The 23,281-nt window shown below is 48.6% G+C and carries 16 protein-coding genes; 8 read left to right on the top strand and 8 right to left on the bottom strand.

Annotation, left to right across the window (positions count from 1 at the left end):
- The first annotated feature begins 18 nt into the window (after positions 1-18).
- Together ONT18_RS07900 and ONT18_RS07905 are read left to right on the top strand one after the other, a co-directional pair.
- Positions 19-2,568 carry a transglycosylase domain-containing protein gene (locus ONT18_RS07900; RefSeq protein WP_264904803.1) on the top strand — a complete coding sequence of 850 codons (2,550 nt, stop codon included), beginning with the start codon at positions 19-21 and terminating at the stop codon, positions 2,566-2,568.
- 107 nt (positions 2,569-2,675) lie between these two features.
- A complete protein-coding gene (locus ONT18_RS07905) occupies positions 2,676-4,412 on the top strand; it encodes an AAA family ATPase (RefSeq protein WP_264904804.1) in 1,737 nt (578 codons plus the stop codon).
- Positions 4,413-4,521: 109 nt separating this feature from the next.
- Here the strand turns inward: ONT18_RS07905 and ONT18_RS07910 are convergent, their stop codons facing one another.
- The 4 genes from ONT18_RS07910 to ONT18_RS07925 form a co-directional block, all read right to left on the bottom strand.
- A complete protein-coding gene (locus ONT18_RS07910) occupies positions 4,522-7,383 on the bottom strand; it encodes a putative LPS assembly protein LptD (protein WP_264904805.1) in 2,862 nt (953 codons plus the stop codon).
- A gap of 16 nt (positions 7,384-7,399) precedes the next feature.
- Complete coding sequence (locus ONT18_RS07915) at positions 7,400-7,936, bottom strand: HDIG domain-containing metalloprotein (protein ID WP_006847274.1); 537 nt, start codon at positions 7,934-7,936, stop codon at positions 7,400-7,402.
- Between the two features lie 11 nt (positions 7,937-7,947).
- Positions 7,948-9,723, bottom strand: coding sequence for a biotin/lipoyl-binding protein (locus tag ONT18_RS07920; RefSeq protein ID WP_118253979.1), 1,776 nt, complete (start codon positions 9,721-9,723; stop codon positions 7,948-7,950).
- Between the two features lie 116 nt (positions 9,724-9,839).
- Positions 9,840-10,688 carry a hypothetical protein gene (locus tag ONT18_RS07925; RefSeq protein ID WP_259299639.1) on the bottom strand — a complete coding sequence of 283 codons (849 nt, stop codon included), beginning with the start codon at positions 10,686-10,688 and terminating at the stop codon, positions 9,840-9,842.
- A 223-nt stretch (positions 10,689-10,911) separates the two neighbouring features.
- Between ONT18_RS07925 and ONT18_RS07930 the strand changes: the two genes are divergently transcribed.
- Entirely contained in the window at positions 10,912-12,186 is a 1,275-nt protein-coding gene (locus tag ONT18_RS07930) for a hypothetical protein (RefSeq protein WP_118253976.1), read from the top strand.
- Between the two features lie 186 nt (positions 12,187-12,372).
- On the opposite strand, the gene udk is transcribed toward ONT18_RS07930, so the two are convergent.
- From udk to ONT18_RS07945, 3 genes are read right to left on the bottom strand one after another with little or no spacing between them, the layout of a single operon-like run.
- Entirely contained in the window at positions 12,373-12,996 is a 624-nt protein-coding gene (gene udk, locus ONT18_RS07935; protein WP_117691549.1) for a uridine kinase, read from the bottom strand.
- A gap of 15 nt (positions 12,997-13,011) precedes the next feature.
- Positions 13,012-13,581 carry a uracil-DNA glycosylase family protein gene (locus ONT18_RS07940; RefSeq protein WP_119229566.1) on the bottom strand — a complete coding sequence of 190 codons (570 nt, stop codon included), beginning with the start codon at positions 13,579-13,581 and terminating at the stop codon, positions 13,012-13,014.
- 3 nt (positions 13,582-13,584) lie between these two features.
- Entirely contained in the window at positions 13,585-14,655 is a 1,071-nt protein-coding gene (locus tag ONT18_RS07945) for an endonuclease/exonuclease/phosphatase family protein (RefSeq protein ID WP_264904806.1), read from the bottom strand.
- A gap of 342 nt (positions 14,656-14,997) precedes the next feature.
- Between ONT18_RS07945 and ONT18_RS07950 the strand changes: the two genes are divergently transcribed.
- The 5 genes from ONT18_RS07950 (at position 14,998) to ONT18_RS07970 (ending at position 22,231) form a co-directional block, all read left to right on the top strand.
- On the top strand, positions 14,998-17,598 hold the full coding sequence (locus ONT18_RS07950) for a TonB-dependent receptor (protein WP_200758338.1): 2,601 nt from the start codon (positions 14,998-15,000) through the stop codon (positions 17,596-17,598).
- A 71-nt stretch (positions 17,599-17,669) separates the two neighbouring features.
- Complete coding sequence (locus ONT18_RS07955) at positions 17,670-18,890, top strand: DUF5689 domain-containing protein (RefSeq protein WP_264904808.1); 1,221 nt, start codon at positions 17,670-17,672, stop codon at positions 18,888-18,890.
- A 44-nt stretch (positions 18,891-18,934) separates the two neighbouring features.
- A complete protein-coding gene (locus ONT18_RS07960) occupies positions 18,935-20,416 on the top strand; it encodes a hypothetical protein (RefSeq protein WP_151201792.1) in 1,482 nt (493 codons plus the stop codon).
- Between the two features lie 326 nt (positions 20,417-20,742).
- Positions 20,743-20,994, top strand: a complete 252-nt coding sequence (locus tag ONT18_RS07965; RefSeq protein WP_006847266.1) for a type B 50S ribosomal protein L31 — start codon at positions 20,743-20,745, stop codon at positions 20,992-20,994.
- Between the two features lie 184 nt (positions 20,995-21,178).
- The gene (locus tag ONT18_RS07970) at positions 21,179-22,231 is read left to right on the top strand and encodes a DNA/RNA non-specific endonuclease (protein WP_264904811.1); all 1,053 of its coding nucleotides are present in this window, start codon (positions 21,179-21,181) and stop codon (positions 22,229-22,231) included.
- Between the two features lie 315 nt (positions 22,232-22,546).
- Here the strand turns inward: ONT18_RS07970 and ONT18_RS07975 are convergent, their stop codons facing one another.
- Complete coding sequence (locus ONT18_RS07975) at positions 22,547-23,269, bottom strand: hypothetical protein (protein WP_264904813.1); 723 nt, start codon at positions 23,267-23,269, stop codon at positions 22,547-22,549.
- Positions 23,270-23,281: the final 12 nt, after the last annotated feature.

The raw sequence follows: 23,281 nt of genomic DNA on the forward strand, positions 1-23,281 counted from the left end.
ATCATTATATCATCATATATGAATAAAATTAAGTCTCTCTTTGCCTGGTTATGGCAAAAGTTTCGCGTATTCTGTACCTGGTACAAAGGATTGTATCAGGGCAGAGCGTGGTATACCAAGACCCTCGTTGCCTTGGCAAGTTGTATAGTCGCCTTCATCTTGTATCTGGGCGCAGTAGATATCAACTTCTTATGGCTCTTCGGCAAGTCACCTGGCTATTTCTCAGGCATCCTGGACCCACAGACCTCAGAGGCCTCTGAAATCTATTCGGCTGATGGAAAGCTCATCGGCAAGTATTTCAACGAAAATCGTACTCCGGTAGAATATGATGAGGTAACACCTGATTTCTTCAAGGCACTGGTAGATACCGAGGATGAACGATTCTACAAGCATATCGGTATCGACCCTATCGGTGTGTTTGCTGCTGCCAAGGATGCACTCCTCCATCATAACGGGCGCGGTGCTTCTACCATCACACAGCAGCTGGCGAAGAACATGTTCCGTGTACGTTCGCAATATTCTACCGGTTTGCTGGGCAAGATTCCTGTACTCCGCCTGCTCATCATCAAGAGCAAGGAGTGGATCATCGCGGTTAAACTCGAAACGGTGTTCAGCAAGAAGGAAATCATCACCATGTATGCTAATACGGTAGATTTCGGTAGCAATTCCTATGGTATCAAAACCGCTGCGAAGACCTACTTCAACACCACCCCTAAGGAGTTGACCACCGGTCAGGCTGCCGTGCTCGTGGGCATGCTCAAAGCTACCACCTACTACAACCCACGCACCAACCCGGAGAACAGTCTTGCACGCCGCAACACCGTATTATATAATATGGTGACACATGGCGATCTCTCAAAAGACAGATACAATGAACTGAAAGATGAGCCTATCAAGCTCGATTTCAAGGTAGAAGAAAACTACGACGGACAGGCTAAATACTTCCGTGAGGCAGTAGCCAACTACCTGAAAGACTGGTGTAAAGACGAAGGTTACGACCTCTATACCAGCGGTTTGAAGATTTATACCACCATCGATACCCGCATGCAGAAGTATGCAGAAGATGCAGCCCGCAAGCAGATGAAACAGGTACAGCAGAACTTCAACAACCACTGGAGCATCCGCCGTACCCAGGCAGGCAAAGGCAACTGGATGGGTCAGGATCCTTGGCAGGATGAGAACCACAACGTGATACCAAACTTCATCCAGGGCACCGCCGAGCGCCAGCCATTCTATAAGGCATTGATAGCCCGCTTCCCTGATAATCCCGACTCAGTAAACTATTACTATAAGGAGTGGGTTCACCCGGTTAAGGTATTCGATTATGACAAGGGCAGCATCACGATGAACATGACATCAGAAGACTCCATCAAGTATATGACCACCTTTATGCACTGCGCCTTTGTAGCCATGGAGCCACAGACCGGAGCAGTAAAGGCATGGGTGGGCGATATCGACTTCGACCACTGGAAGTATGACAAGGTAACAGCCGAGCGCCAGCCTGGTTCTACCTTCAAGCTCTTTGTTTATACCGAGGCAATGAATCAGGGTTTAACCCCTTGTGACAAGCGTCGCGACGAATATATCTCTATGGAGGTATACGATAAGAAGAAGCACGAAATGACCATCTGGCGTCCATCCAATGCCAATGGTTCGTTCTCGGGCGACAGCATCCCATTGAAGAGTGCCTTTGCCAAGAGTATCAACTCTGTGGCTGTAAGATTAGGACAGGAGATGGGCATCAAGCGCATCATCGAGACAGCCAAGAAGATGGGTATCAACAGTCCGTTGGATGACACCCCTTCTCTCGCCCTCGGTTCCAGCGATGTCAACCTCCTGGAGATGGCATGCGCCTACAGCACCATTGCCAACAATGGCAAGCACCACGACCCGGTATTGGTTACCAAGATTGTAGACCACGACGGTAAGGTGGTTTACGAGGGCCCTACCGATTCAGAGCAGGTGATACCTTACAAGAGTGCCTTCCTCATGCAGCAGCTCTTACAGGGCGGTATGAAGGAGCCGGGAGGTACATCCCAGAGTCTCTGGGGCTATGTAGGCAACTACCGTGATACCGAGTTCGGTGGCAAGACTGGTACCACCAACAACCACTCCGATGCCTGGTTCATGTGTGTGAGCCCTAAGCTCGTAGTTGGTGCCTGGGTAGGAGGCGAATACCGCTGTCTCCACTTCCGCACCGGAGCATTGGGTCAGGGTTCGAGAACCGCTCTTCCTGTGTGCGGTTACTTCCTCCAGAGTGTCTTTGGCGACCCAGCCTTCCAGCAGTATCACGGCAAGTTTGACAAGCCACAGGACAGCGATATCACCCGCGATATGTACATCTGTGCAAGCTATGCACCAAAGCCAAAGGTAGATACCACCAAGGTAGACAGTACCGCCTTCCAGGAAGAGATCGTTCTCGATGACGAAGGCAACCCTATCATCCGCGAAGTTCCTGCCAAAAAGGCTGAAAGCGAATCTGCCAACGGTACAGCCACCACAGAAGAAAAGAAAGAGAAGAAGAAGGCCAAGCCAACGGAGCAGCCTGTCAACTTCGATGATCTTTAAATTTAGTTAATAATTTATAGTTTATAGCGGCTACACCGTTTAGCAAGAAGGCGATTTAATATGGCTTATGCTATAAACTATAAATTATAAACTATAAATTAAATACAATGATTGATCTCGACAACCCGGAGTTGCAGAATGCACTCCAAATCATACAGTTTACCCGTCGCTCGCTTTTCCTTACCGGAAAGGCGGGGACGGGTAAATCTACTTTTTTACGTTATATAGCCGCCAATACCAAGAAGAAACATATCATTCTTGCCCCAACAGGCATTGCGGCCATCAACGCCGGAGGAAGCACGCTCCACAGCTTTTTCAAGCTTCCTTTCCACCCGCTGCTGCCCAACGACAGCATGTATTCCGTCCGCAACATCCGCAACACCCTGAAGTATAATTCAGAGAAGATAAAGATTATACGCGAGGTAGAGCTCATCATCATCGATGAGATCAGTATGGTTCGTGCCGATATCATCGATTTCCTGGACAAGATATTGCGGGTATATTGCCGCAACATGCGAGAGCCTTTCGGGGGCAAGCAGCTGCTTCTGGTGGGCGATATCTTCCAGCTGGAGCCTGTGGTAAGAGAGGACGACCGCCGTCTGCTCAGTCCCTTCTACCGCAGCAGTTTCTTCTTCGATGCCAAGGTGTTCGAATACTTCAAGCTCGTGAGCATCGAACTCAAGAAGGTATACCGTCAGAGCGATCCCGTTTTCATCAGCATCCTCGACCATATCCGCACGTCTCAGGTGCCCATGCAGGATCTACAGCGCCTCAACCAGCGCGTGGGAGCCCAGCTCGATGAGAGCGATTCCAAACTTGCCATCACCCTCTCTACACGCCGCGATACGGTAGATTACATCAACGACAGCCAGCTCCAGTGTCTTCCGGGAGAGCCTTGCCTCTTCCGTGGCCACATACAGGGCGAGTTTCCGGAGAGCAGTCTCCCTACCCCTATCGAGCTTTACCTCAAGACGGGGGCTCAGGTTATCTTCATCAAGAATGATATCGAGCATCAGTGGGTGAATGGCACGCTGGGCACCATCATCGGTTTTGATGAGGACGAGGATGCCAAGATTTATGTGCGCACCGAGGAAGGCAAGGATGTGATGGTGGAGCCTGCGGCATGGAGCAACATGAGATACCATTTCAATGAGGTTGAGAAAAAGATTGAGGAGGAAGAGATTGGCAGATACGAGCAGTACCCCATCCGTCTGGCTTGGGCGATAACGGTTCATAAGAGCCAGGGCCTCACCTTCAACCAGGTGAAGATTGATTTCACGGGTGGTGTCTTTGCGGGCGGACAGACGTATGTTGCCTTGTCCCGCTGCACCAGTCTCGAGGGCATTAGTCTTCAGGAGCCGTTGCGTCAGAGTGATGTTTTCGTGCGCAATGATGTCAAGCAGTTTGCCCGTCATTACAACGACCAAAGCACCATCAATACAGCGCTTACCCAGAGTAAGGCCGACAAGCAGTATCATGATGCCGTCAAGGCCTTTGACAGGGGCGATATGCAGTCGGCTCTCGATAACTTCTTCCTTGCCATCCACAGTCGTTATGACATCGAGCAGCCGCTTGCCAAGCGTTTCATCCGCAAAAAGTTGAACAGGGTGAACGAGCTTCAGGCAGAGAACGAGCTGTTGCGTGAAGAAATAAGAAAGAAGGATGAAGAGAAGGAGAAGCAGCAGAAGTTCCTCAAGCGCCTTGCCACGGAGTATGTGATTATGGGGAAGGAGTGCGAAAAAGAGGGCATGAAAGAGGCTGCCATCATGAATTACCGCAAGGCCCTCACCCTTTATCCTGAGCACCCGGAGGCGAAAAAAAGGCTTTTAAAGGTAAAAAAGTAAAAGGGTAAAAAAGTAATATAGATAAAACAAAAAAACAGGCAAAATGATTTTGCCTGCTTTTTTTGTTTTATCTATAAGCTGAAAAGCTCTATTAACTATAAACTATCATCTAGTACCATTGTACAGCGTTCGAATAACCGCTGCGCTTGTCGTATTTCAGCGCATCTGTCAGGGTGGCTGCGTTACAACGGAAGGTGAAGTTGTAGCTCGTATATGGAGCGAGAACCACAGAACAGCTCATGTTAAAACAGTGAAGATCACGAGCCAGACTGGCGGTGGTCATACTGATCTTGTGGTTGTCAAAATCATAACCGGATGAGAAACTGATGTTCCAGCCATCACTGATTCTTACGTTACCACTCATGTTCAGAGTCTGGGTAAACTTGTATGCATAGCGCATCGTCTTCTCATTGAACTTCTCTCTTCGCGTATCCTCGCGCATCGTTACACCATAACCGAAGGTCAGCGACCATGGCATCTTAAACGCCATATAACCATCTGAATCCGTTTCAGCCTTGCCGCCCTTCTTGGCTGCCGTCTTACCCTTCTCCATGCTGTCGTCTACGTTGCTCTCGATGTCGGTATCCAGACCTTCATCGTCATCATCATTGCGCTGGCTGTCCTTCTTGTCGTCCTCATCATCGCCCCCGCCAAAGAGTTTCTTCAGCTTCTCCGGGTTCAGTGTGAACGAGAAGTTCTGCGACATACCCTGGAATCGTCCGAACCTGCCCTTGCCCCACTCCGTATGGGTACCCACATAAACATTGTTCTGGTCGTCCAGCTCGTAGGCATAGGTGGCAAACACAGCGTTCATGTTGAAGGTATAGTTCTTCCACCACTTCAGTCTGAGGTTGATATTCATATCGCTCCAAGGGCGAACCTTGGCTGCGGTATTGTAACTCATGTTGATGTCGAACGCATCGATGATACTGAGTTTCTTGTATCCGGTAGAGTCCTTATCGCTCTTCACCTTCATCTCGATGTTGTTGCCCAGGGTAAACGAGATATTACCGCTCTTACCCTTGCCCGGCGCACCGTAGAGGGCATTGGCATACTTCGAGTAGCTCACCAGCGATACGTTTCCGTCGGCATCGGTCTTCTGGTAGGTGTCCCAGTAGCCGTAGCGTGAAGCTCCGAAGTCTGGGGCATAACTGAAGCTCACCGTAGGCGTAAACACGTGGCGCACAGCCTGTATCTTATCTCCGAAGAGTTTGCGGTTTGGTATGTAGAAACCATAGAGTTTGGTAGAGAGACCTACGCTCATGTTCCAGTTATACACGTTGTTGAAACCGTAGATGGTATCACATTTCTCCGTTTGGCTGGCTTCATCCCATGATCTCTCCACCTTGTTGGTATACATACGGTCGGTGAAATTGAACGATGGGTTCACGTTGAGATATTTGAAGAGCGTGAATGTAGCGCTCACCGGTATCTGATGCTGCCATCCGTTGCGCCAGTCCTTGATGAGTGAACTGTGCATCAGCTTATCCTCTTTAGTATTGATGCTGTTAGAGATGTGTCCCGTATAGCTCATGGCTATCTTCTCGTACCATTTCTCATCGCCCACCATCTTCTTTCTTCTGAACGGATAGAAGCGGGAGATGCTGATGTTGAGGTCGGGCAGCGTCATGGCGATGGATGAATCGCGCATGTTCTGCGAGAGGTTGGCGGTGGAACTGAGCGTCATACCGATGCTTGAGAACGAGGTGCTCCAGTTAACAGATGAGGTTCGCGTACTCTGCGTCATCGTCTGCGGATTGTAGAGCGAATTGAGGTTGTTGCGTTCGTAGCTCGATGTGGCGAAGTTCACACTTGCCGAAAGTGAACTGTATGGGTTTGCCTTGCTGTCCTGGCGGTGGCTCCATTGCAGTTTGAAGCTCTCCTGCTCGGTAAAGTCTGGCATTCCCTTGTCGCCGTTCTTTGTATCCTGGTAACTGAAGAAGAAGGAACCCGAATATTTGTATCTCTTTCGGTAGTTGCTGGCTGCCGAGAGTCCCCACGATCCCTTGGTATAAATCTCGCCCAGCAGCTTCAAGTCCCATTTATCGTTCATGGCGAAATAATATCCGCCATCTCTGAGATAGAATCCTCGTGCCGTTTCATCACCGTAGGTTGGCATGATGAAACCGCTGCTGTAGCTCTTGGTGAACGGGAAGAAGCCGTAAGGGATGGCAAGCGGCATAGGCACATCACACACCACGAGATAGGCTGGTCCGAATACCACATCCTTGCCCGGCCTTACCTTGGCTCGGGAGAGCGAGATGTAGAAGTCGGGATGCGGATCATCGCAGGTGGTATACCTTCCGTGCTGCAGATAGATGACTCCCGATGAGTCGCGTTTCGACTTCATACCGGTCAGGAATCCGTCTTGCTGTTCTGTATATACATTATTAATAAGGGCCTTCTTGCTCTTGAAGTTGAATTTGATGGTGTCGGTATCATAGGTATCGCTACCCATCTTGAAGACAGGTTTGCCCTTGATGCCTCCCTCCGCCGTACTGTCGGGTGTACCCATCGCCTTCACGTTGCTCTTGTCCATATCCATGGAGATGCGGTCGGAACTGAGGTCCATGTTGGTATACTTCACGTTGGAGTTTCCGTAGAGATATGCCACCTTGTTCTTGGCATCGTATACGAGAGAGTCGTCCGCCTGATAGTTAACCGGTGCGTCTACTCCACCCTGTTTCTTTCTGGCGATACTGTCGAGGCGGATACTGTCATCCACCACTTTATTATGTTTCCATATAGCTTTCTGCAGCGAGTCCATCTGCGTGGTGTCGTCAGCCTGTTTCAGCTTGGGCTTTATTTCGTTGCCCAGCGAGTCTACGAACACACTGTCACCCACGCTGTCCACGGTTTCCGTCTTCTCCTTCTTCTTTTTCTTTTTCGAATCGGGCATACCCGGATTAGCCACCATCATACACGAGATGGCAGCGAGCAGCAGCATAGCTATCGTCGATTGTTTTCTCATTCAATAAATTAGAATTCTATTCAAACATGCGTTCCCATTGCTGGAAGCGTTTTACTCCTTCCTCTCCGAACTTCATGAGACTTTTTTCTGCTTTCTCAATTGTTTTTTCCCGGTCGAGGTGAGTTTTGCTGAAGAATTTATCAGCGTAGCAAATCACCTTCTCCTCCATGGTTTCCGGCAGGAAATCCTGATGTGGCAGGGGCAGGTTCTGTGCTATGATCTGTGCCTCTGTGATGCCTGCACCGGTATGGCGCTCACATACGCGGGCATGTCGCTCATATCCTTCCTTGCGCAGGATTTCTGCTCCCAGTCGTCCATGGCAGATGTAGGGCTGCGAGCCGAAACACTGTATGCCTGGGGCATCAGTCATGAAGATGCCGAGGTCGTGGAGCATAGCTGCTTCTTCGATAAACTGGGCATCGAGTTGCAATTCGGGATGATACGAAACAATCTGTAGCGCTTTTCGCGCTACAGATTGGCTATGTGTGATGAGGATATGCCGAAGCTCATTATCCTCAGGATAATACTTATCAATAATAGCTTGATAATTCATTTCTATTATATTTACTCAGCATCGCGCTCGATGTAAGCGATAACATCGCCCTTGCGCACCTTGCTGCCCTGCTTGGCATTGATTTCTACGAGCTTGCCGCCCAATGCAGCTGGGATGGTTTCAAACTCGCCCCAAGGAGCCTGGATATAGCAGAAGGCATCACCTTCTTTATATTCCTTGCCGATGTATGGCTCTACAGCTGGCTGGCACTCGCCCTCGCCCTGGAATTCCCAGAAGAGCTGGCCGGCTACTGGTGCTACGATGGCATCTGCCTTGGCGTGCTTGAACTCTGCAAGCTGTGCAGGAGTAAGGGTTGTACCGAGCTTGGCATCCTTTGCCTTCTGAAGGTCGGCCAGGAAGTTCTTCTTTGCCTGTCCGCTCTTGTAGTTGCGATACTGCTCTGGGTGCATAGCGAGCTCGAAGAGTTCCTCGTCGTCCTGACCGTAATCCCAACCGTTCTCGTCCATCTCCTTCTTGAAGTCGTCGAGGGCGTTGGTGAGCAATGTGTGTGCATCAACATCTGTAAACTCGCGGCCCTGCTTCTTGGCGAGCTCTACGAGTTCTGGGTCGATAGTTCCAGGAATCTTACCGCTCTTACCGAGAATCATACCCCACATAGAGTCGTCCATCATTACGAAGCGACCCTTGCCCTGCTCCATGGTGAGGAGGTTCATCAGTGAGATGTTCTTTACATACTGGCTGAATGGGGTTACCAATGGAGGATAACCTACGCGTGGCCATACATACTCTACCTCGTCGAAGAGCTTGATGAGCAGGTCGTCCATAGACAACTCTTCCTCACCCTTCTTCTTGCGGATGTTGTTGATGGTCTGGCGCATACCGCCGAGGTCTGCCATCATACTTCCCATCATACCGCCAGGGAGACCGCAACCGAGCAACAATGAAGACATGATCTTGTTACCTGGGTTGATGAAGTAGCCGAGCCACTCGTCGATGAACTCCTGAGTCATAGCACGAGCCTTCATATAAGCGCTCATGTTGATTTCAGGCACCTCGAAGCCCTCGTTCTTCAGCATGCTGATAACTGAGATTACGTCTGGGTGAACCTTACCCCATGACAATGGCTCGATGGCTGTATCGATGATGTCGGCACCATTGTTGCAGACCTCGAGGATAGAAGCCATAGAGAGACCAGGACCTGAGTGGCCGTGATACTGGATGATGATCTGTGGATACTTGTCCTTAATCATCTTGGTGAGCTTGCCGAGGAATGCTGGCTGGCCGATACCTGCCATATCCTTCAAACAGATTTCCTCTGCACCGGCAGCGATGAGCTGGTCGGCGATGTTCATGTAATATTCCAGGGTATGAACAGGAGAGTTGGTGATACAGAGTGCACACTGTGGAGTCATGCCACCCTCCTTAGCCCACTTGATAGAAGGAATGATGTTGCGCACATCGTTCAGTCCGTCGAAAATACGTGTGATGTTGGTACCCTGCTTAGCCTTTACCTTATACATAAGGGCGCGCACGTCGTCAGGCACAGGATACATACGAAGAGCGTTCAATCCGCGGTCGAGCATGTGAGTCTTGATACCCACCTCGTTGAAAGGTTTGCAGAATGCGCGTACGGCATCGTTAGGGTTTTCACCTGCCAGGAGGTTAACCTGTTCGAAGGCACCGCCGTTAGTCTCTACACGGCTAAAGCATCCCATTTCGATGATAACTGGGGCAATTTTAGCCAACTGATCCTTGCGTGGCTGGAACTTACCAGAGCTCTGCCACATGTCTCGATAAACGAGACTGAACTGAATTTTCTTCTTCATTATTCTTGTTCTTTTTCTTTATATTCGATGTATGAATTAAATTCCAAGGTGCAAAATTAGACAAAAAAATTGAGAAATCGTCCTATTCGCCTCTTTTTTTATATTTATTATGTAATTTACTTCAATATTTCCTTCTTCATCTTGCTGTTCAGCTTCTCGGCTGCAGCATGGGCCTTGGCGTTGGCCTTCATCGCATTGAGCGAACGGTGGAAACCCTGGATGCGGCCCTCACGATCAGAGAGAGCCAGACTGTCGCCCTTCATATATACAAAGGTGAAGGTATCGCGCTTCGTCTTCTCATTGAGCACCACGCCATCCAGCTCGCGGTGGCCCTGCACCAGAATCAGCTTACCATTATAGGCATGCCATTCCGTATACTGAGGCACGGCAGGATATTCTACCGGGCTATCGTCGTCCACATCTTTGTTTATCATCACCCTGCCCACGGCCATCGCCTCGCTCATGCGCTTCAGGGTGAAGCCATACTGGCGCGGCACCATATAGGTTTCTACGATGCTGTCGGGCATATTGGCAAGGATTCTCGCCTGCTGGCGCTTGCTCAGATGCGATACATCGCGCAGCTTCGGCATCACCGGATAGGTCCAGGTGGCCTTCAGTTGATCCAGGTCTATCACCATGTCGGCACGGTTCTTCTCATCCTTCTCCTCGCATGGCATCACGCAAACCCAGTCGCCCACCTCTATATCTCCAAACACCTGATGGTTGCGAGTGGCATCCAGAATGTTGTATCTTACGGGGTCGCCGCCTCCGTTGGGCAGCAGCACCAGCGCGGTATCCGAGCAGCCCAGGCAGGCAAGTCCGTAGATAGCCCTGTCGCCCTTTGCCGGTTTCGAGAGGCTGATGGCGAGTTTCGAATTGTCCATACGTGGTGGTTTCTTTCCCCTGTGACATGCTGCGAGGGTTGTGGCGGCTAGCGCCAGTGTGAGTATTGTCTTGACTTTCATCTTTCTATTCATTATTTCAGATGCAAAACTACAACTATTTTTTGGAAGCACCAAATATTGAATCGTAAAATAATTAAAAAAATAGGTGATATATTTTGTAGTGTCTCGATTTTGCATTACCTTTGCAACCGTTTTTTGGGATCAACATCCCCCTCGTCCTGCCACACACGCCGGATGATGAAAAGAATAGGACCAACTCAAGAATTATATGCAACAAGAGAATATGACAGACAAGACAAATACACACGCTCTCCCGGCATGGACCGAGGTAGAGTATACCGCATTATGCAAAAACCCGTACCTGTTAACCCCATTCTTCATCCCTAAGGAGGCGAAGTGCTTCACGTGCCGCGAAGATGGCACGAGGGAAGAAGAAAGAATGGTTTTCCTCGTTTTCAAATCTACTGCAGCCCCTGCTGATGCCGAATGGGAAGATGATCCTGTTCCGGGCGAGATGTGGGTGCGCGCGCTGGGCGATGACGATGAGGAGATTGAGCCTGCCAAGGTGATTTACCTGGGTCAGGACATCGAGGATTTCATCCGTGTAGCCGCTGAGGACGACCAGACCATCACCTTCGATTTCTGGTGGCGCCACGGCGAGGTGAAGGTGGAGAAGGCTGAGAAGACGGATGACGGATTCGTATGCCGCAAGGATGATTTCGGCGATGACGGACTGGCTGTTACCCTGATTCCTGAGGACGGCGGCAATCCGGTTGTCCTCCGTCTTCAGATTCCTTACATCGGTTTCTCGCTCTACGATGCCGAGGGCAACAAGGTGCATGGCGAGCTGAGCATTCCGCAGGATAAGGTAGATGACTACACCTACGAATTTGTGGGCGATGACAACAACGACCGTTTCACCCTTCAGCTCGACAGCAACAGGCTGGTTTACATGTGTGTATTGCGCCATGAGGACCATCAGCTGGTGGTTCGCAACCAGCGCGACCGTCTTTCGGTAGTAGATCAGATTCCTACCGAGGGCAAGCTTTCAGAGTTGCTGATGAACACGAATTCTGCGCTCATCAAGAACAGGAATCACCGTTGGCGCATTCAGATTGAGGGCACCACGCTGTCTCACGAGGTTGAGTTGAATGTAGATGCGGCATCTCTGGTAGCTTTTGCTGAGGAGCAGATGCAGAAGGGCATGGAGATTGACGAGCTGGGGCAGCATCTGATGGCACTGGAGCAGAAGTATCATTTCCAGTGGTTCTGGCTGAGTGAGGACGACTGGAGTCATGACAATCCGGTGTTCGACATGTTCATGAAGCAGCTTTGTGCCTTTTCGTATGTCAGTCAGAATCCTGTTCAGGCAGATGCGTTGATGGCAAGGAACTACAAGCGTAAGATTCGCCGTTACAGCAGTATGCTGAAGGCTCACAAGCGTGGCGAGTTGAATCTTTTTGAGGAGAGTGATGAGGTGCGAGCCGAGTATCTCCGCATCTTCCAGGGTTTCCACCAGCCTTTCGTAGAGGCCTTTGAGAAGGAGGAAGAGGAATAATTTTTTATTAGATATGTAATCGGAACGTGCATGCCATTCTTTATGGTGTGCACGTTTTTTAGTGCTAAGAAATAACAGCCCCATAAAACACTCGGACGGACCTCTTCTTACGAAGAAGCCCGCCCTATTCTATTCCTAAAAATCTTTATTTTGCAATAGAAATGCAATGCTTGAGCAAAAATATTTTTATTTCTCTATCAGTCCCTCTACATACTTGCAGAGGATACCGATGCCCTTGAGGTTTTCGCCACCCTGCGGAATGATGATGTCAGCATAGCGCTTGGTGGGTTCGATAAACTGCTCGTGCATCGGCTTCAGGACCTTGAGGTATCGGTCTACCACCATCGATACGGTGCGACCCCTGTCGATGGTATCACGCTGAATGTTGCGTATCAGGCGCTCATCAGCATCGGTATCCACGAACACCTTCAGGTCCATCAGGTCTCTCAACTTCTTGTCCACCAGCGTCATGATGCCTTCGATGATCACAACCGGTTTGGGGTCAACGTGAACCGTTTCCGGTTCACGGTTGCATTTGATATAACTATAGGTGGGTTGCTCTATCGCCTTGCCAGCACGCAGATCAGCGAGCTGCTGGTGCAAAAGCTTCCAATCGAATGCCGACGGGTGGTCGAAGTTGATCTGATGACGTTCTTCCTCGGTCATCTGCGAGGTATCGTTATAATATGAATCGAGGGGCACCACAGCCACATAATGAGGCGGCAGCACTTCTACGAGTTTCTTCACCACAGTAGTCTTGCCGGAGCCTGTACCTCCCGCAATGCCAATAACGGTCACTTTATCTTTCATATTCTTTCTTCTTTTCTATAAGATTTCATCAAACATCTTGCGGTAAAATTCAGCCTTCTTCTCCACTGCCATAGGATAGGCACGGGAACTGGAGGGCATGCGGTACAGACGGAGTCTGCGGCCCTCGAACTGGAATTCTGCATAACCTCCCATCTCAGGCTTTTCCTTGATGCCGAAGTGTTCTGAAAATACCTTCGTGGCAAGCTGGCCGGCTGTGAGCACCGCCCTGCAATGGGGCAGCTGGCGGAGCATGCCGTCGAGATCGGCGGGCTGCACGATCTGCAGGTCCTTATCGGATGCCGTATTCTTGGTGCGTATCACCTGCTGTGCGGTATCATAGATGGCGACGCCCTTCTCCCTGAGAAATTCCTTAATAGCATCGAGGCGGTAGGTCTTCTTCTCTACATCCACGAAATGGAACTTATCCTGGAAGTAGATAATCCCGAATATCCTCCACATATCATTCTGGAAGTTAGGATAATACCAGGGCATGCACCACCGCTTTTCTGCAGGCGGAAACGTGCCGAGCATCAGCAGCCGCGCATTATCGGGCAGCCACGGCTCAAAAGGATGATTCTCTACCATTTTCTACTTCTTTTCCTTCACCAGGTACATCACTACCGGCAGGTGATCGCTGTAGCCGTTAAGCCATCTGCCACCTGCCTTGGTACGCAAAGGAGCACCCTTGTACTGACCTTCCTGCTGGATGAGGTAATCGCGGCGGAAGATGTGGTTCTTCCAGAACTTCAGAGAACTGTAGTCCTTGTTCTTACTATCCCTGTTCAGGAGATTAGGCGTGATGACAATCTGGTCGAAGAGATTCCATGAACCGCTGTAGAACAGGGTTCCCTTGCCCTCCTTAGCCAGGATGTTGTACCATGGATTGTACATATCATCGGCACCTACCTCGCTGATTTCAGCTTTCGCCTTCAGCACCTTGTGCATGCTGGCGTCGGTAGGATCATCGTTCATATCGCCCATCACGAACACCTTCATCGTCGGGTTCAACTTCAGCAAACTGTCTTTTACAGCCTTAGTCTGGCGTGCTCCGCTCTCGCGATAGAACGAAACGGAGAAACGGCTTGGCCAGTGGCATACGATAACCGCCACATCCTCGCCCGCCAGCTCACCACGTACGGTGAGGAAACCACGGGTCTTGTAGGCTGAATCCTTGGCGAGTTCCTGTACGTAAGGCACCAATCGGGTGTTCTTCACCGTGAAGAGTGCCGGATTATAGAGCAGCGCACAATCGATGCCTCGCTTATCGGGACCCTCGATATGGCAGAACTGCATGTTACGTGCCTTGAGAGGCGGCTGCGCGGTGAGATCTTTCAGCACGTTGGCATTCTCAACCTCAGCCAGACCGATGAAGGCACAGCCCACGTTAGGCAGCACATCGGTACCCATATCGGCAAGTGCGCGCGACATATTCTTGAGTTTATTGGTATATTTCATACCATTCCATCCCTTAGCAGGGAGATACTCGTAATCATTCTTACCGGCATCATGGCAGGTATCGAAGAGGTTCTCCTGATTGTAGAAACCTACAGCATACACTTGAAACTGCCTGTTGCCTGAAGTCTGCGACTTCTTTTTCTGTGCCGTAGCGCCCAGCCCAATCATGAGGAGGGCAGCCAACAAGAGCAAATGTTTCCTCATACTAATAGTAATTATTAATGTTTACCTTATTATATATAATATATATGTTCACCTTAACGCGGTGAGGTAATAGGCAGCAAAGATACCTAAAAAAAACGGAAATATCCCCATAAAAACGAATATTTTTTCAGTTTTCATGCATTTTTAACATAAATAAATTCATTTTTCAAAAAACTTTTTGTTACTTTGCAGCATTAAACACATTGAATCGGAACAGAAGACACAAGACCAGGGACCACGGTAAGTCCCCTTATCGCCTAAACAAGACCTAGCGGGACATATATCATCACTGCTCAAAGAGACTGCTGTTGCCGGTTTATTAATACTTAATACATATAAACTATGCAGAAGAAAGTAAACTTAGCAATGTTAGCGCTCTTCTCGTGTTCATTGGCTATGGCTCAGAACGAAAAGACTGACCAGAACGTAGCACAGGGACTTGACGAGAATGCTTTCACCTTCTCCGAGGCACAGTTGGGCGAGGACGATGACATGTCATCCAATGTCACCATTCTCAATTCTACCAGCAACGTATACGCGAGCCAGGCAGGTTACCTGTTCTCGCCAGCACGTTTCCGCTACCGTGCCTTCAACCAGAAGTACAACGATGTCTATATCAACGGTGCTTCCATGAACGATATGGAGACCGGACAGTTCCGTTTCTCCAACATCGGCGGTTTGAACCGATTCTCCAGAAACGTAGACTTCGCCCTGCCTTTCGAAGCCAACGGCTATTCGATGACGGGCATGGCAGGCTCCAACAACTATGATTTCCGTGCCGGAAGCATGCAGGAAGGACAGTATGCAAGCGTAGGTGTTGCCAACCGCAACTATACCCTGCGCGGACTCTACTCCTACTCCAGCGGATTCAACGAAAAGGGATGGGCCATTACAGCCGGTCTCACCTACCGTTGGGCTAACCAGGGATACGTAGAGGGAACCATCTACAACGCCCTCTCCTATTTCTTCGGTGTACAGAAGAAGTGGATGAACGGCCACTCGCTGAGCTTCTCCACATGGGGTAACCCGACAGAAAGAAGCACCCAGGGAGCATCTACCGACGAGGCTTACTGGCTGGCAAACGACTACCAGTATAACCCATACTGGGGATACCAGAACGGACACAAGAGAAACTCACGCGTAGTGAACGACTTTGCCCCTTCGGCTATCGCTACATGGGACTGGGAAATCAACGACCAGATGAAGCTCACCACATCGGTGTTCGGAAAATACTCTATGTACAAGAGCACCAAGCTCAACTACAACAACGCAGAGAATCCACAGCCAGACTACTGGAAGAACATGCCATCAGCCAACTACTATGTATGGGGCGACTACAAGAACGGCAACAACATGTATACCTGGGAAAACTGGAACAACGCCGTAAACTACTGGCAGGCAAGCAAGCAGAACCGACAGATCAACTGGGACCGCCTGTACTATGCCAACCAGCAGGCTGCCAAGAACGGACAGGATCTGCTCTACTATGTTCAGGCTAAGCACAACGACAACCTGACCCTGACCCTCTCGTCCGTTCTGAACACCAAGCTGACCAAGAAATCGAACCTGGCTACGGGTATCATGCTCGGAAAGAGCACCAACCAGCACTATCAGACACTGGAAGACATGCTGGGCGGTGCCATCTTCCACAACATCAACACCTATGCCCTGGGCGATTATCCTAAGACCGACCCACGTGTACAGTACGACCTGAACACAGCCGGCCCTAACAACACAGGCAAGCTGGTTTACGAGGGCGACAAGTTCGGTTACGACTATCGCATCGACGTAAACAAGGCAAATGCATGGAGCACCTATACAGCCGAATTCTACAACATGAAGGCGATGCTGAGCGGACGTATCGGATATACCGGCATGAACCGCCGCGGCTACATGCGCAACGGTATGGCACCGAACAACAGTCAGGGCAAGAGCGGCACAGCCAACTTCCTGGACGGTGGCGTAAAGGGAAGTCTGAACGTGGATATGGGCAGAGGTCATGCCTTCAGCATCGGAGCCGGATATGAGCTGCGTGCGCCGATGGCAAGCACAGCCTTCATCTCGCCTGAAATCAGCAACGACTTCGTGACCAACCTCAAGAACGAGCGCATCTTCAGCTCAGAATTCAGCTACCTGTATCGCAACGCATGGCTGAGTGCCAACGTGAGCGGTTACTACAGCCGACTGGAGAACGTTACGGAATGGCAGAACTTCTACAACGATGATGAGAATTCATTCACCTACGTGAGCATGACCGGACTGAAGAAGGAATACTATGGTGTAGAGGTGGGCGCTAAGTTCAAGCTCACTTCATGGCTCGACCTGAAGACTCTGGGCGCTATGAGCGAGGCGAAGAACATCAACAATGTAAACGCCGTATACATGCTCTCAAAGAGTGCTGAGGTTTACCAGGACAAGGCTTACGTGATGAATATGCGCGAGAGTGGCACACCGCTCACAGTGGGAAGCATCGGTCTCGATGCCCACGTAAACGGATGGTTCGTCAACCTCAATGCCAACTACTACGACCGCATCTACCTCTCTTATTCTCCAAGCTACAGATATGAGAAGGTGCTGACCAACCGCCAGGCTGCCTACAAGGCATTCCCTGAAATCTTTGCTCCTACTACACTCGACGGTATGAGCTGGACTGAGGATGCTGTAGCCCAGGAGAAAGGTCACGGAGGATGGATGGTTGACCTGAGCATAGGCAAGAGCGTGAGACTGAAGAAGGGTTCTCTCAACTTCAACCTCATGATTACCAACCTGCTGAACAACCAGACTATCGTAACAGGCGGATATGAGCAGAACTCACGTTCAAGCTATACACTGGATGCTAACGGCAACGTGAAGAATCCACGCCTCTACCAGTTCTCTAAGAATCCTAAGAAGTATTACACCTGGGGTACCAACGGCATGTTCCAGGTATCTTACAGATTCTAAAGAGCAGTTTCTCTTTAACATAAAGAACAGGGAGCAATCCCGTTTCTCTATAACAATAAAAAGAAAGAACAATGAAAAAGATAAAATTCATAGCATTGGCATTCCTGGCACTGACTCTGGGGTCGTGTATGGGCGACGGTTATGCTGACCCAGACCTGACCGAGAAGGTGCCTGCATCTCCATGGGGCAACAACAGCCTGAGGGAGAAGAATGTGATCAGCATAGCAGATTTGAAGACCCAGTTTGCTACGATTATCAACAGCGACAATGGCTACAAGCAGATTGAGAAAGATATGATGATCAAGGCGGTAGTGACGGGCAATGATGTCAGTGGCAATATCTACAACCAGGTGAGCGTACAGGATGCATCCGGCGCTATCATCATTGCCATCAACGGAAGTGGCCTGTCGGGTTATCTTCCTGTTGGTCAGGAGATTCTCGTAAACCTGAAGGGTCTCTATATCGGAAGTTACAAGAAGTTGCCTCAGATTGGCGGTGTGAATACCAAGCTCTCAGACGGAAGTCTGGGTATGGGCAAGATAGAGCGTGCCGTATGGAACCAGCACTTCAAGATTCTGAACCCTGGCGAGGCTGATGCAACCACGGTAGTGCCAGAGGAGTTTGACCTGACAAAGCTTACTGATGCAGCCTATATGGATGCTAACGTGGGCAAGCTGATGACCCTGAAGAAGGTGAAGTTTGCCTCTGCCAACGGTACTAACGTATGGGCGCCAGATGATACCAATACGAGTCTGGAACTGATTGATGCCGAAACGGGCAAGAAGATCAGCAGCAGCAATCTGGTAGTGCGCAACTCGGGTTATTCTAAGTTTGCCAACGAGGTGGTTCCAAAGGGTGTATTCGATATCACCGGTATCTTCACCCGTTACAATAACACCTGGCAGATTGTGCTTCGCAGCACGGATGACCTGAAGGCATCAGAAACAGGCGGTACATTGGAGAAGCCTTACACTGTGGCTCAGGCACTGGAGAAGATCAATGCCGGTACAGCAGGCGATGCTAAGGTTTATGCTACCGGTATCATCGTAAAGGTGAAAGATGTAGATACAGGCACGTATGGTAACGGTACATTCGTTATCTCTGACGACGGTAAGGATACAGAAGGCAAGACTCTCGAGGTATTCCGTTGCTTCAACATCGATGGTGCAAAGTGGACAGAGGAAACCAAGAAAATCCTTGTACCGGGCAAGAAGGTTGTTGTATCAGGCACCCTGCTTGATTATAACGGCACCAAGGAGATTAAGGGTGGCAATCTCATCTCTATCAAGTAATTACTGATTATCAAAATAGTAACAATATTTAAAAAGACAATAATATGAAAAAGTATATATTTTCAGTTTTGATGGCGGCTATGGCTGCCTTCACATTCAGCAGCTGCGAGGATGTGCCAGAACCTTATACACAGCCTACTCAGCCTGCTGGTCCAGGAACCACAGCAGAGGCTAAGGGTACAGGTACTGCTGCAGACCCATTCAACATTGCCGGTATCATTAAGTATATCGAAGATGGCGGTAGCGCAGATCAGGAAGTTTACACCAAGGGTAAGGTGGTATCAGTTAAGGCAGGCAGCTTTGATGCCAGTTTTGGTAGTTTGAAGTATTATATTTCTGATGATGGTACTACGGCTAACCAATTCTATGTTTACAATGGCTATGCTGGTCCAAATCGCACAAAGTTTTCAGGCGAAGATGCTCTGAAGCCAGGCGATGAGGTTGTTATCTGCGGTAAGGCTAAGAACTACAACGGAACCAACGAATATGATACAGGTAACTATCTTGTATCTCTCAATGGTAAACCAACAAGTGGGTCTACAACCCCTGATACTCCAGCTGACGGTTACATCAACGAAACCTTCAGCAAGAGCTTCGGTTCTTTCACAGCCAAGACCATCAAGGGTACAGCATGGGTCATCGACTCTTACGGCTACGCAAAGGCTACAGGTTACGATTATACCTCTAAGACAACAACTCCATCTGAAAGCTACATTGTTTCTAAGGCTATCGACCTCTCTGCATCCAAAAGCGCGACATTGGAGTTCTCTTACATTCTCCGCTATGTTACAAAAAATGGTGCAGCCGTTGAGGGAGTAAAGAATCAGGTTCTCATCACAGACAATTACACCGGTGACCCAGCTACAACCAAATGGGAAGACATTACAGGCACAATGAAAGAAGGCACAGACTGGGTGACCTGGGAAACCTACAAGCACGATCTCTCAGCCTTCAAGGGCAAGAAGAATGTTGTTATCGCTCTCCACTATGCCTGCGCAGCTTCATCTGGAACATGGGAAGTAAAGAATCTCTCAGTGAAAGAGGCTACAGGAGGAACTCCAGACACTCCATCAAAGCCTGATACTCCTGCTACAAAAGACGGCATTACCATCAACGGCCTGACCGTAACGTTGGCTAATAGCGGTGTAACAGCCGGCGAAAGCCTTAAGATTGATGACGTCAGCGCATTGAAACCTGATGCTACTCCTACAGAGATCAAATTGTCTGACGGCACAGTTATCGCATTTGACAAGAACAGTGGTACAAACGCTCCTGCTTACAACTCAAAGTTTAATGAGTTGCGTATCTATGCAAACAACAAGATGACTTTCACAGCCAGCAAGCCTATCGCAAAGATTATCTTTACATGCACATACGATACAAACAAGAACTGGAATGCTGTAGGTAACGAAACTGCTACTGTAGTATTCTCAGGAAATACAGCAACCTATACAAATACATTCAGCGGTACAGGCGGTGGCGTTCAGCTCCGTATTGCCAAGATGGAAATCGTATACGCAAAGTAATTCCCCTAGTAGATATTATGTATTAGAAAAAATACTGATCCCCATCGTCCTCTACACAAACAGAGGCGATGGGGATATTTCTTTTTCTTATCCCTCGAAAACATAGTTGGCAGGAGGAAACGCGAACCTACGTATTATGCTCATTTCTAAAATATTTCTTAAAAAGAAGAAGAAATATTTGGTGGTTTCAGGAAAAAAGCGTAACTTTGCAGCCTGAAATTGATAACAGGCTATAATGGGCATGCCCCGATAAGGGACACGAAATGATGCAACAAGCATCCCCATGACGTCTAATTTTAATAACCCAATAAAAATAAAAAAGAAAAATGAAAAAAGGTATTCATCCAGAGAATTATCGTCCTGTAGTATTCAAGGATATGTCTAACGGCGATATGTTCCTCTCTCAGTCTACATGCAAGACTAATGACACTGTTGAGTTCGAAGGCGAGACTTATCCAGTTGTTAAGATTGAAATCTCTAGCACATCTCACCCATTCTACACAGGTAAGAGCAAGCTCGTTGATACAGCGGGTCGCGTAGACCGCTTCATGAACCGTTACGGCAAATTGAAGAAGTAATAATATACCTTTTTTATAAGGATATATTTATTATCGCAAAGATACTGAGTGCATTCCAGCGTAGTTGCATATACGTAGGAATGCACTTTTTTTCTCTCACTACAAATCCTCATGCAATCGATTTCTACATACATTTTTATATAGAAAGTACTTAATCTTTAACTTCAAAACATTATCGAGAATTATGAAGCATACTAAGTTTTTTATCTTCGCGCTCGTTGCTGCGATGACGTTCTCTGCCTGCGGCACAGACGATACCCTACAGTTCTATTATCCTGAAAATGGCGGTAATACGGGTGGTGGAAGCACAGGTGGCAATACCAGTGGTGAATCAACCGATAAGAACAACACAAACAAGAATGTGGCTACTGCCAACATGCCACAAGTGGTAAGAAACGCTATCGGCGGTCTGGAGTTTCCAAAGCTCAAGAATAATGGTACCAGCTATGCCATCGTTCACATGGATAATACAACAGGTATGTTGAACTATTCTACAGAATGGGATGACAACATGAAGAGCCAGAGATGGAGCTGCTACACTTTCCACACAGGAAACACGGCTTCTAACGTTGACAGATGGAAACCTGGTCAGGGCGAGCGCAAGTATCCATGGGATACGGATCTGAAAGAACAATGGGGAATCACAGATTTCACAGAAGACCCTACTCCTACAACTCAAGGCTTTGACCATGGTCATATCTGCCCTTCTGCTGACCGCAAACTCAATCTGACACAGCAGAAACAGACTTTTTTCATGACCAATATGCAGCCTCAATATGCCAATTTCAACGAGCGTGGTACCTGGTTTTACATGGAGAATGAGCTGCGCAAGCTGGCTCCAAAGATTGACTCAGATACCCTCTTCATCGTGAAGGGCGGTACCATTGACCCAGTGGGCAGCGAGAGTAATCTCCTGGGTTGGAAGAAGAATGGTGCTTCTAGCGAAAACCAGAAGCCAGGCTATATCCCAATACCAAAGTATTTCTTTGTAGCTGTACTGAAAAAGGAGTTTAATAAGAGCCAAAAACAGTATACCTATAATGCCTTCGGCTATTGGTTCCCTCACGAGGACAAGGCATTTGAAAAGGGCGATATGCTCGGCAACTATGTCGTAAACATCAAGACGCTGGAAGACAAAACCGGCATCGACTTCTTCTGTAATCTCCCTGATGAAACCGAGAAGGAAGTGGAAAACGTAGATGCAGAAGTCATCAAGAAACTCTGGGGCTTTAAATAAATCAGGCTATATACAAACAAAAAGAATGAGGGTGTGTCGTAAGTCTGGATAATAGTTGGTGTATAACAGTTGACTACCGCATGCACAACAGGTGTTGTGCATGCGCATATCAGCTGTTATGCAAGCGCACAACAGCTGTTGTGCGACCGAAGATACTGACTGTCTCAACAACATATCCTATCTCTTCCAACAACATATCCTATCTCTTCCAGCAACATATCCTATCTCTTTCGGCAACATATCCTATCTCTTTCAACAAATAGAAGAGGGTGAATCATAAACTTATGACACACCCTCTTTCTTTTGTTTATATCATCATCTTCTTGGCAACTTCTTGATTGCATGTGGCATGAATGCCCTACCGGTAGCCTTACCGAAGCTAGGAGCTACGGAATCGGTTGAAGCAGAACGGGTCTTCTTACGGGCTCCACTCGGATCGTAACGCTCCAGATCGATTTGCATCACATCACCCTTAGCCTTACCTGTTCCTATCATATAACCATAGAACGTATCGACAATCTTTCCATCTTCCTGCCCCAGATGGAAACCATACTGCTTAGCACCTGCATCCATCACATAGGTAGCACCCGTATCATTATAACGGATATAAATATCACCATTATTATCGATATACCAGGTAAACTTCAGAGTCTGGGATTCATTGCTTCCATCATCGGCATAATCCACTTCTACACCATTACCACTGAGCGAGTTAACCTTATCACCCGCCTGATAGAACGTCATCTCGGCATTGAAACTATAGTTATTGCGAGACTGACCGTCCTCAGCAAGTTCTGAGAGCATCACAGAGCCTCTCCAGTCGCCTGTAAGAGTCTGAGCCTCCAACAGCAGGTCATCATCCTGAGAGCCGTTAGAACCGTTGTTCCAGTCGCCCTGATTCCATCCCCATCCACCATGATTATAGTCATCATACCAATAATAATCATCATACCAGTAATCGTCATCATCACACGAGGTGAATGAGAAAGATGCTGCAGCTATCGCCATCCACATCCATATCCGATTAAACTTTTTCATATCTTGTTTCCT

The sequence above is a fragment of the Segatella copri genome (assembly GCF_026015295.1).
In the GTDB taxonomy this organism is placed as follows: domain Bacteria; phylum Bacteroidota; class Bacteroidia; order Bacteroidales; family Bacteroidaceae; genus Prevotella; species Prevotella copri_C.

Coding starts and splice junctions, on each gene's coding strand:
- ONT18_RS07925 (WP_259299639.1), bottom strand. CDS start 10,688: ATGAAAGTCAAGACAATACTCACACTGGCGCTAGCCGCCACAACCCTC.
- ONT18_RS07910 (WP_264904805.1), bottom strand. CDS start 7,383: ATGAGAAAACAATCGACGATAGCTATGCTGCTGCTCGCTGCCATCTCG.
- ONT18_RS07905 (WP_264904804.1), top strand. CDS start 2,676: ATGATTGATCTCGACAACCCGGAGTTGCAGAATGCACTCCAAATCATA.
- ONT18_RS07915 (WP_006847274.1), bottom strand. CDS start 7,936: ATGAATTATCAAGCTATTATTGATAAGTATTATCCTGAGGATAATGAG.
- ONT18_RS07945 (WP_264904806.1), bottom strand. CDS start 14,655: ATGAGGAAACATTTGCTCTTGTTGGCTGCCCTCCTCATGATTGGGCTG.
- ONT18_RS07930 (WP_118253976.1), top strand. CDS start 10,912: ATGACAGACAAGACAAATACACACGCTCTCCCGGCATGGACCGAGGTA.
- ONT18_RS07920 (WP_118253979.1), bottom strand. CDS start 9,723: ATGAAGAAGAAAATTCAGTTCAGTCTCGTTTATCGAGACATGTGGCAG.
- ONT18_RS07950 (WP_200758338.1), top strand. CDS start 14,998: ATGCAGAAGAAAGTAAACTTAGCAATGTTAGCGCTCTTCTCGTGTTCA.
- ONT18_RS07900 (WP_264904803.1), top strand. CDS start 19: ATGAATAAAATTAAGTCTCTCTTTGCCTGGTTATGGCAAAAGTTTCGC.
- ONT18_RS07940 (WP_119229566.1), bottom strand. CDS start 13,581: ATGGTAGAGAATCATCCTTTTGAGCCGTGGCTGCCCGATAATGCGCGG.
- ONT18_RS07955 (WP_264904808.1), top strand. CDS start 17,670: ATGAAAAAGATAAAATTCATAGCATTGGCATTCCTGGCACTGACTCTG.
- ONT18_RS07965 (WP_006847266.1), top strand. CDS start 20,743: ATGAAAAAAGGTATTCATCCAGAGAATTATCGTCCTGTAGTATTCAAG.
- udk (WP_117691549.1), bottom strand. CDS start 12,996: ATGAAAGATAAAGTGACCGTTATTGGCATTGCGGGAGGTACAGGCTCC.
- ONT18_RS07970 (WP_264904811.1), top strand. CDS start 21,179: ATGAAGCATACTAAGTTTTTTATCTTCGCGCTCGTTGCTGCGATGACG.
- ONT18_RS07975 (WP_264904813.1), bottom strand. CDS start 23,269: ATGAAAAAGTTTAATCGGATATGGATGTGGATGGCGATAGCTGCAGCA.
- ONT18_RS07960 (WP_151201792.1), top strand. CDS start 18,935: ATGAAAAAGTATATATTTTCAGTTTTGATGGCGGCTATGGCTGCCTTC.